The sequence below is a fragment of the Cupriavidus sp. GW823-FHT06D04 genome (assembly GCF_058795055.1).
Genome location: NZ_JBXAHL010000018.1, coordinates 143,086 through 152,544, shown reverse-complemented (window position 1 = coordinate 152,544; position 9,459 = coordinate 143,086). Strand labels below are relative to the sequence as shown.

Sequence of the window (9,459 nt, the reverse complement as noted above, 5' to 3'; positions counted from 1 at the left end):
TCGATCGTGTTCACGGTCGGCCCGACCTGCAAGCCGATGGTCGGGCTGGCAAAGCCGCCGCCGCCGACGACGTTCTGGGCGTTGCCGCCGACAACAGAGACGGCGTGGCCGCCGCGCACGGCGGACATGGTCTTTCCGTCCAGTTCCTGGTCGAGCGGCAGGTCCTTGATCATGAGGGTCGATTGCATGGTAAGTCTCCTTGGGTTCGGTTGGGGGAGCACGTTGTTGCGCTCGAAGGGTATAGAGCATGGGGCGTGCCAGACCCGGGAGGGTGCTGCAATAAGATCCATAACTTCTTGAAAAACAAAGGTTTTTCATGGAATGCCGGCACTTTCCGATCCCCGTCAGGCAGACTATGTGTTGGGCGCGGGCCAACTCATTTCATGACGCTGTTGGCCAGACAAACACATATCAGGCGCTGGCCGCGACGCGATGCCGCCGGAGAGGCCGAAAGGCAAGGATGGCTAGCCCTTTATGCCGCCAGATGCTCATCCCGCGCCGCGGAAAGCGGAGGAAGAAGAGCCATGGCCTCTTCCAGCCTCTGGACCAACGCGGGACTTGCCGGCTGCAATGGCAGTCGGGTTTCCGGGGAAATCACGCCGGATAGCGCCAGCGCAGCTTTCACCGGTGCCGGATTCGGCTCGGCGAACATGAGCGAGATCAACGGCGCGAGCTTGGCGAACAAGGCGCGGGCCGCGCGCAAGCGGCCTGTCTGCGCCAGATGCAGCAGGCGCACGAACAGGTCCGGACGAATATGCGAGGACGCGGCGATCACGCCGGCGCCACCTGCAAGCAGGTGATCCAACAGGGCCGCGTCCTCACCGCACAGCACGGTGACATGCGGATCGTTGACAAGTGCCCGGAGATTGCCGGCGTCACACTCCTTGACCGCCGAGATCTGCGGGTGCGCAAGCAGCGATCGGATGAGCGCCGGCGACATCGCACAGCCAGTTCGCTTCGGCACGTTGTACAGCATCAGGGGGCGTTCGGTTGCGCGCGCCACCTCATTGAAATGCCACACGATGCCCTCATCGGAGGGCCGCAGGTAGCAGGGCGGCGGCACCAGGTAGCCGGCAAGATCAAAGGCGTCCAGTTCGGCAACTTGCGCGCACACCGCGCGGGTATCGACCGCTCCGACGCCAGCCATCACCGGCAGCTCGCCATGGACGGCCTCGAGCACTGCCGCCGTGAAGACTTGCCGCTCGTGCGTGGAGAGCAGGCTTCCCTCGCCGGTCGTGCCCAATATGATCAGGCCGTTCACGCCAGCCTCGAGGTAGCGCTCAGCCAGCCTGGCGGCCCCCGGCAGGTCCAGCGAGCCGGCACGCATCGGCGTGACCATGGGCACCCAGATGCCCCATGGCGACTGGCGGGAAATCGCTGCGATACTGGTGCAGGCGTGAACGGCGGCACCGGAGAAGCTCTCTTCCTCAGTGCGCCACATAGCCGTCTCCCAGGGCTGTAGTGACGCCGAACTCCGCCGCCGGAAATGCCGTCATGATGGCATGCATGGCCGCGTCGCGGTCCGTGCGCGCGATCTCCACGTGCAGCGTGGTTTCGCCGTGCCGGTAGTCCACATTCACCACATAGACGCGGGCCAGTTCACCGAGCGCCCTGCACATGGTCTGGCGCAGGCCGAACACCTCGGTGGATGCCACCGCGAGACGCATGCGGATCCAGACCGGTGCCGGCTGGGGGACCGCGCGCAGCGCGGGCATGGTGGCCTTGCTGCTGCGCAGGGCGGTACGTCGGGGAACGGTATCAACGGCCAGGCTTGACTGTCGCATGATTGGATGGACCCGCGCGGTAGCGGGTCGCGTGTTGGACATGGCTTTATGCTAGCCAGCGCCGTCTAAATTTGATGCAAGGATGTTGGGCTTTGGCGTTAAATCCGCATCAAAACCAGCGACGCTGGCAAAGCGCTCGCGCTCAGAACGTCTTCGTCAGCGAAGCCCAGGCCGCAGCCTTGCCCAGATAGCGGCCCCGGTTGGCACTGGTGTAGGCCGATTCCTTGGCGTTGGTGTCCACGTAGGCCACCGCCAGCGCAAAGCCCTTGCCCAGGTCCTTGGTCAGTCCGATCTTCCAGTCGGTGTACGAGGCGTCGCTGAAGTGCGTCACGCCCTGGTAGCCCACGTGCGCGTTCAGGGTCAGGTGCCAGAAGTTCAGCGGCACGTTGGCCGTCAGGTCGACGTAGTAGCTGTTCTTGCTGTCGTTGAAGCCGAACAGGTTGGTCACGGCATGCGAGTACTTCAGGAATACCGGGCCCCAGCCGATACCGGCATACAGTTCCGTGGTGTAGGGACGCGGGTTGTTGTAGCCGCCCGGGTAGTAGTACTGGAGCACGCCCACGTCATAGTTGAATTCGGTGCCGGCAACCTTGAAGGTGTTCTTGAAGCCGCCGTAGAAATCCATTTCGACCGGCGCCGACACCGCCGGGTTGGCATCCTCGAGCCAGCTGATGCTGGAGTTCCAGTTGCCCACGTAGAAGCCGCTTTCGTGCGCATAGTCAAAGCCCCCCTGGATCGCGGGCCGCAGGTTGGTCTGGCTGATGCCGCGGTAACGGTAGTCCGAGACCAGCGACACGTTGGCAGTGAACGTATGCGGCGATGCCGGCCCGGCTGCGGCAGTGGCCGGAGCCGCTGCAGGCGCCTCGGCGTCAGGCTGGGATTGCGCCATGGCCGGCATGGCAGCGAAGATGAGGATGGAAGATGCGGAACAGGCGAGCAGCGCGGCCGCGGTATGGCGCAGGTCAGTCATTGTTGTTGTGACGAAAGTTGAAGGAATCCCCGTTGCAGGGAGCCTCGCCACGATATGGCCTGACGCGTAAAAACGGTATCAAAAGCCGCAGCGCCCGCGTACAAATCCAATCAATGCGCTTGGTTTTCAGCGTTATCCGGCAAAGCGGTAGCCCAGCCCGATTTCCGTCAGCAGGTAAGCGGGCCGCGCCGGGTCTGCTTCGAGCTTGTGCCGCAGATGTCCCATATAGACGCGCAGGTACTGGCTGCTTTCGGCCTGAGAGGGGCCCCACACCTCCCGCAGCAATTCCCGGTGCGTCATCACCTTGCCGCGGTGCGCGATCAGGACCGCCAGGAGACGATACTCGATCGGCGTCAGATGCACGGCCTGTCCCGAGCGGGTGACGACGCGGCTGGCCAGGTCAACCTGCACGTCGCCGAACAGGATCTGGTGGGAGCCCTGGGCGTTGGCCCTGGCATGCCGGCGCAGCAGCACGCGCAGGCGCGCGACCAGTTCGCCGACGCCAAAGGGCTTGGTCAGGTAGTCATCCGCGCCGGCATCCAGCGCACCGATCTTGTCGGCCTCTCCACTGCGTGCCGACAGGACCAGCACCGGTACGTCAGTCCACGTACGGATCTCGCTGATCAATTGCACCCCGTCTCCGTCCGGCAAGCCCAGGTCGAGAATGACGAGGTCCGGTTGCCGGGTGCCCGCCTCGATCAGTCCGCGCTTGAGCGATTCTGCCTCGTGCACCATGCAGCCTTCGGACTCCAGCGTCGAGCGGACAAAGCGCCGGATATGCGGCTCATCCTCAACCAGCAAGACTGTCGGGGAAAAATCAAATGGCATCAGTCTGCTCCGGCTCCACCGCTGGCGGATTTCCACGCGGCAACGCTACCAGGAAGCGCGCGCCTGCCTGGCCGCCGGGCCGGTCTGGCCGTTGCGCGGGTTCCACCCAGATGCGCCCCCCATGGGCTTGCACGATTGCCTCGCATACGGCGAGGCCCAGGCCGACGCCCGCGGTCGCGGATTCGCGCTCACCGCGCGTGAATTTCTCGAAGATCTGCCGTTCCTTGCCCTTGGGCACGCCCGGGCCATCATCCTCTACCGCAATTCTGATCTCGCCGTCGACAGCCGCGGCCGAAAGCCGGATCTCTGTGCCGGCAGGCGTGTATTTGGCGGCATTTTCCAGCAGGTTGCACAGCACGCGCTCGATCAGCACGGCGTCGCATTCGACCAGGGGTACCCTGGACAAGTCGGCGACAACCACGCGGTGGTGCTCGAGCGCCTCGCGCATGGCAGCCAGGCTGGCGCCAACGAGTTCCTCCACCGATTGCCATTCCTTGCTCATCCGGACTTCCCGGCCCTGAAGCTTGGCCATGTCCAGCAGATTCACCACCATGGTCCGCATGCGTTTGGCCTGTTCCAGCATGGCGGCCACGGTCTCGGCCAGTGACGGCGCCAGCCCGAGATCGCTACGCTGCATGGTTTCCGCCATGCCGATCAGGCTTGTCAGCGGGGTTCGCAGGTCATGGGAGACAGCGGCCAGCAATGAGCTGCGCAGGCGCTCTGACTCCATCGACAGCAAGGCCTGCTGCGCCACTTCGACGTAATGCAAGCGCTCGATGGCGATCGCGATCAGCGTGCAGAACACATCGACCTGGCGCCGTAGCGCAGGTTGCGCAAAGGCGCGCGACACCGCAGGCTCGACCGCCAGCACGCCACGGGTTTGCATCGGCGCCTTCAATGGCAGATACAGCACGGTGCTGCCTGGCAAGGTATGCGTGCCGGTGCCGGCCGGCTGGCCGTGATCGAATACCCACTCTGCCAGTACACGGTCGATCGAGTCGGTTCGCGCCCCGGTGTCATGCTGCTCGACATCAGACACGGGCGGCAGCAAGCGGCCCTCCGGGGAAACCAGGAAGAAGGCTGAATTGGCATCGAAGGCAGCACGCAGGAAACGGCTGGCGATCGAAATAATCTGGTCCGGCATCAGCGCCGCGGAGAGTTCCCGGGCCAGTTCGTACAGCGTGCGAGCATCGTTCTCGCGCTGCACCGCCACCTGCGCCTGTTCGCGCAAACCGGCCGTCAGTTGCCCGATGACCAGCCCCACGGATAGCAGCACCAGGAACGTGAGCAAATACTGCACATCGCTGACGGCGAACGACAGCCGCGGCGGTACGAAGAAGAAGTCGAAAGCGGCAACGGCCAACACCGAAGCCAGCGCCGCCGGTCCGCGGCCATGACGAAGCGCGACGCCGACCACCGCCGCCAGAAACAGCATGGCAATGTTGACGACGTCGAACCATGGAAACGCCAGGGCCGACAGCGCCGTGGCACCGGCACACCATACCACTGCCCACAAATGGTCTCTGCGCGTGGCCCCGTCGCCTGGCGCGGGGGCGTCTGGCTCCTCAGTGCCATGGCGCGGGCGAAGATCGACCCGCGTCGTGTCTGCCGCCACGCGGATGATGTCGATTTCCGGACACCCGATCGCCAGCGCATCGGCAAAACTGCGGCGGCCGAACAGCCACGCCGGCGAGTTCACAAATGGCGTCAAGGCCAGGCCGAGAAGGGCGCGGGCCCGTTCAGCAAGGGAGGCGCCCCCGCGGCGCCAGTCTGCCGGCGCCCGGCCGATGACTACCTTGGTCAGGTTGTGGCGGCGCACGTACCCCACGATTGCCTGGACCATGTCGTTGCCCGCCAGGGTCTCAGTGCGTGCGCCCAACTCCTCTGCGAGACGCATGGCCGTCTGCAGGCGCGTCTTTGCGAAATCGGATGGGGGTGTCAGCCTGGGTGTGGCGATGGTCACCACATGCCAGTCGCAGTCGAGCTGGCCGGCAAGCCGGCGCGCACTTCTGACGACCTGCTCGGCATCGTCACCACTGCCAATGCAAGCCAGCACGGCCTCCCGGGTCCGCCACACGCCTTGCACGGCTTCGGACTGACGCCATGCCCGGACATCGGAGTCCACGCGGTCGGCGGTCCGGCGCAGCGCCAGCTCGCGCAGGGCGATCAGGTTGCCTTTCCGAAAAAAATTGCGAGCCGCATGTCGCGCCTGCTCCGGCAGATAGACCTTGCCTTCCTTCAACCGGCGCAGCAGCTCGTCGGCCGGCAGGTCCACCAGCACGACTTCGTCGGCGCTGTCGAAGACAACGTCCGGCACGGTTTCCCAGACGCGGATGCCGGTGATGCCGCCCACCGCCTCGTTCAGGCTGTCCAGATGCTGCACATTGACCGTGGTCCAGACGTCGATCCCGGCGGCCTGCAGTTCCTGGATATCCTGCCACCGCTTGGGATGGCGGCTGCCCGGTGCGTTGGAATGGGCCAGTTCGTCAACCAGGATCAGGGCCGGTCGCCGGACCAGCGCCGCGTCCAGGTCGAACTCCTGCAGAACCCGCTCGCGGTACGGCACGTCCTTCATTGGCAAGCGCTCGATACCGGCGATCAGCGCTTCGGTCTCCGCGCGGCCGTGGGTCTCCACGATGCCGATGACGACATCGGTGCCCTGCGCGGACGCCGCCCGCGCTGCGGTGAGCATGGCGAAGGTCTTGCCGACCCCGGCGGAAGCGCCAAAGTAGACCCTGAGCTTGCCGCGCGAGGCGCGAGCGCCTTCCTCCTGCACCATCTGGAGCAGGGCATCGGGGTCGGGGCGCGCGCCGGCTTCGCGTAGTTCGACATCAGGCATCGGTCGGCTCACCCTCTATCCTGGCATTGGCTAACCAGTTCTGCTTCGCATCCGCGTCCCGGCACTGGGTTACTTCCGTGCAATGGCATCCAATCCAAGGTTCAACTTCAGGACGTTGATTCCCGGGTCGCCCAGGACCGACATTAGCGGCGTTTCCGTATTCGCCGCAATCAATTGCTTCACCTGCTCGATCGGAAACCCCCTGACGCGCGCGACGCGCGCCGCCTGGTACGCTGCGGCCGCAGGGCTGATGTGCGGGTCGAGCCCGCTGCCGGATGCCGTGACCAGGTCCACCGGCACGGGGGCCTGGTTGTCCGGATCGGCGGCGTGCAGCGCGTCGATGCGCGCGCGTGCGGCGTCGGTCAGCGCCGGATTGGTGGGGCCCAGGTTGGATCCCACCGAAGCCGCGGCGTTATACGACATTGGCGCCGTGGCCGACAGGCGGCCCCAGAAGTACTTCGGGTCGGAGAACGGCTGGCCGATCAGTTCCGAGCCAACTGTCTTGCCATCCTTCTCAATGAGCGAGCCGCCGGCCTGATGCGGGAACACAGCTTTTGAGATTGCCGTGATCACGCCGGGATACAGCAGCCCGGTCACCAGCGAAAGACCAACGAACACCACCATCATTGGCCGCAACAAGCCACCTTGCACGGGGGCCGGCGACGGCTGGCGGGACTGCACTTGCGTATTCATGAATGCTCCGATTCGTAGGAGAAAATCAGACCCAGCCAAAGAGGGCCAGGATCATGTCGATCAGTTTGATGCCAACAAACGGGACCAGGATGCCGCCCAGACCGTAGACCAGCAGGTTGCGGCGCAGCAGCACCGCCGCGCCCAGCGGCCGGTAGACCACGCCCTTGAGTGCAAGCGGGATCAGCACGACGATGATGAGCGCGTTGAAGATCACTGCCGACATGATGGCCGACGCCGGCGTGGCGAGCCCCATCACATTGAGCAGGTTGAGCTGCGGATAGGTGGTGGCAAACGCCGCCGGGATGATCGCGAAGTACTTGGCGATGTCGTTGGCCACGCTGAAGGTCGTCAGCGAGCCGCGCGTCATCAGCATCTGCTTGCCGATCTCGACGATCTCGATCAGCTTGGTCGGGTTGCTGTCCAGGTCCACCATGTTGCCGGCTTCCTTGGCCGCCTGCGTGCCGCTGTTCATCGCCACGGCCACGTCGGCCTGGGCGAGTGCCGGGGCGTCGTTGGTGCCGTCGCCGGTCATCGCGACCAGCCGGCCATCGGCCTGGTACTGGCGGATCAGCTTGAGCTTGGCTTCCGGCGTGGCTTCGGCCAGGAAGTCGTCAACGCCGGCTTCCGCCGCAATCGAAGCCGCAGTCAGCCGGTTGTCGCCGGTGATCATCACGGTCTTGATGCCCATCTTGCGCAGTTCGCCGAAGCGATCGCGAATGCCGGTCTTGACAATGTCTTTCAGTTCGATCACGCCAAGAACGCGCACCGAATCGCCGTTGGCGTCGGCTACCACCAGCGGCGTGCTGCCGACGCGGGCGACCTCATCCACGGCTTGCAAGACCGCATCGGGGAACTTGCCGGCGCGTTCCGTGACGTAGCGGCGCACGGCATCGGCCGCACCCTTGCGCACGTGACGCTCGCCGCCGCCATCGCTCAGGTCAACACCGCTCATGCGGGTCTGGGCGCTGAACGGCACGAATTCCGGCTTCTGGCTTGCCATCACCGGCGCCGTCAGCCCCGGCAGATGGCGTGCCAGCGTGATAATGCTGCGGCCTTCCGGCGTCTCGTCGGCCAGCGACGACAGCCATGCCGCTTCCGCGAGTTGCAGCTGCGACACGCCCGGGGCCGGGATGAAGCGCGATGCCTGGCGGTTGCCGTGGGTAATGGTGCCGGTCTTGTCGAGCAGCAGCACGTCCACGTCACCGGCGGCTTCGACAGCACGGCCCGAGGTGGCAATCACGTTGGCTTCCATCATGCGGCTCATGCCCGCCACGCCAATGGCTGACAGCAGCCCGCCGATCGTGGTGGGAATCAGGCAAACCAGCAGGGCCACCAGTACCGTGATCGTGACCGGCACGCCAGCCTTCGTCACCAGGACGCTGTAGAGCGAGAACGGCTGCAGCGTGGCCGTGGCCAGCAACAGCACGATGGTCAGCCCGACCAGCAGGATCGTCAGGGCAAGTTCGTTCGGTGTCTTTTGCCGCTTGGCGCCTTCAACCATCGTGATCATGCGGTCGATGAAACTCTCGCCCGGGTTGGTTGTGATGCGGGCCACGATCCAGTCGGACAGCACGCGCGTACCGCCGGTCACCGACGAGAAGTCGCCGCCCGACTCGCGGATCACCGGCGCTGATTCGCCGGTGATGGCGCTTTCGTCGACCGAGGCCACGCCGTCGATCACTTCGCCGTCGCCGGGGATCATCTCGCCGGCCTGCACCAGCACCACGTCACCGCGGCGCAGCGCCGTCGCGGGGCGCGCTTCGGTGGCACCTCCACGCTTGCCGTCCTTCAGCACACGTGCGGTGACCGTGGTCTTCAGACCGCGCAGCGCCTCCGCCTGTTGCTTGCTCCGGCCTTCGGCAAGTGCCTCGGCGAAGTTCGCGAACAGCACCGTGAACCACAGCCACACCGACACCGCCAGAATGAAGCCCGCGGATTCTCCACCCGGGGTTGCTGCCGGCGCGGCCATTGCCTTCAGGAAAAGGATAGTGGTCAGGATGCTGCCCACGTAGACCACGAACATCACCGGGTTGCGCAGCTGGTCGCGCGGCGACAACTTCCTGAAGGCCGCGACCAGCGCGGGCTTCACCAGCTCCGGCGCGAACATGCTGCGCGCCGGCGGGCGATGATGGTGGGAACCGTGTTGCCGGTCGGACACCGGCGCGCTCTTCGCCTGAAGCGTGTTGGAGGATGACGCTTCAGCTGTGTTGGCGCCGCGCTTGGCCACTTGGGCCATCGAATCTTGTTGCATGGTTTCTCCGCAATCCGCTAGAGCCATCCGGCACCTGCATCTGTGAGGCAGTGCAGGGGCCGGACGTGTAGGAATGCCCGATATTTCGTCGTCA

The 9,459-nt window shown here is 65.2% G+C and carries 8 protein-coding genes; all 8 read right to left on the bottom strand.

All coding sequences use genetic code 11. From position 1 onward, the window contains the following. A partial coding sequence (locus AC1Q7H_RS22260; protein ID WP_492381709.1) for a hypothetical protein occupies positions 1-188 on the bottom strand: 188 nt, incomplete at its 3' end. Positions 189-472: 284 nt separating this feature from the next. Continuing rightward, positions 473-1,441: a 4-hydroxy-tetrahydrodipicolinate synthase gene (gene dapA, locus AC1Q7H_RS22255; RefSeq protein WP_211981048.1), complete on the bottom strand. Its 969-nt coding sequence runs from the start codon at positions 1,439-1,441 to the stop codon at positions 473-475. Continuing rightward, complete coding sequence (locus tag AC1Q7H_RS22250; protein ID WP_013952528.1) at positions 1,428-1,784, bottom strand: hypothetical protein; 357 nt, start codon at positions 1,782-1,784, stop codon at positions 1,428-1,430. Before AC1Q7H_RS22250 ends, dapA begins: the two co-directional genes overlap by 14 nt. A 142-nt stretch (positions 1,785-1,926) precedes the next feature. Further along, a complete protein-coding gene (locus AC1Q7H_RS22245; protein WP_211981052.1) occupies positions 1,927-2,754 on the bottom strand; it encodes a TorF family putative porin in 828 nt (275 codons plus the stop codon). 132 nt (positions 2,755-2,886) lie between these two features. Next, positions 2,887-3,582, bottom strand: a complete 696-nt coding sequence (gene kdpE / locus AC1Q7H_RS22240) for a two-component system response regulator KdpE (protein ID WP_211981062.1) — start codon at positions 3,580-3,582, stop codon at positions 2,887-2,889. Beyond that, the gene (locus tag AC1Q7H_RS22235) at positions 3,572-6,421 is read right to left on the bottom strand and encodes a DUF4118 domain-containing protein (protein ID WP_492381708.1); all 2,850 of its coding nucleotides are present in this window, start codon (positions 6,419-6,421) and stop codon (positions 3,572-3,574) included. Before AC1Q7H_RS22235 ends, kdpE begins: the two co-directional genes overlap by 11 nt. A 69-nt stretch (positions 6,422-6,490) precedes the next feature. After that, positions 6,491-7,114, bottom strand: a complete 624-nt coding sequence (gene kdpC / locus AC1Q7H_RS22230; protein ID WP_211981064.1) for a potassium-transporting ATPase subunit KdpC — start codon at positions 7,112-7,114, stop codon at positions 6,491-6,493. A gap of 25 nt (positions 7,115-7,139) precedes the next feature. Beyond that, positions 7,140-9,365 carry a potassium-transporting ATPase subunit KdpB gene (gene kdpB / locus AC1Q7H_RS22225; RefSeq protein ID WP_211981066.1) on the bottom strand — a complete coding sequence of 742 codons (2,226 nt, stop codon included), beginning with the start codon at positions 9,363-9,365 and terminating at the stop codon, positions 7,140-7,142. Positions 9,366-9,459 lie beyond the last annotated feature (94 nt).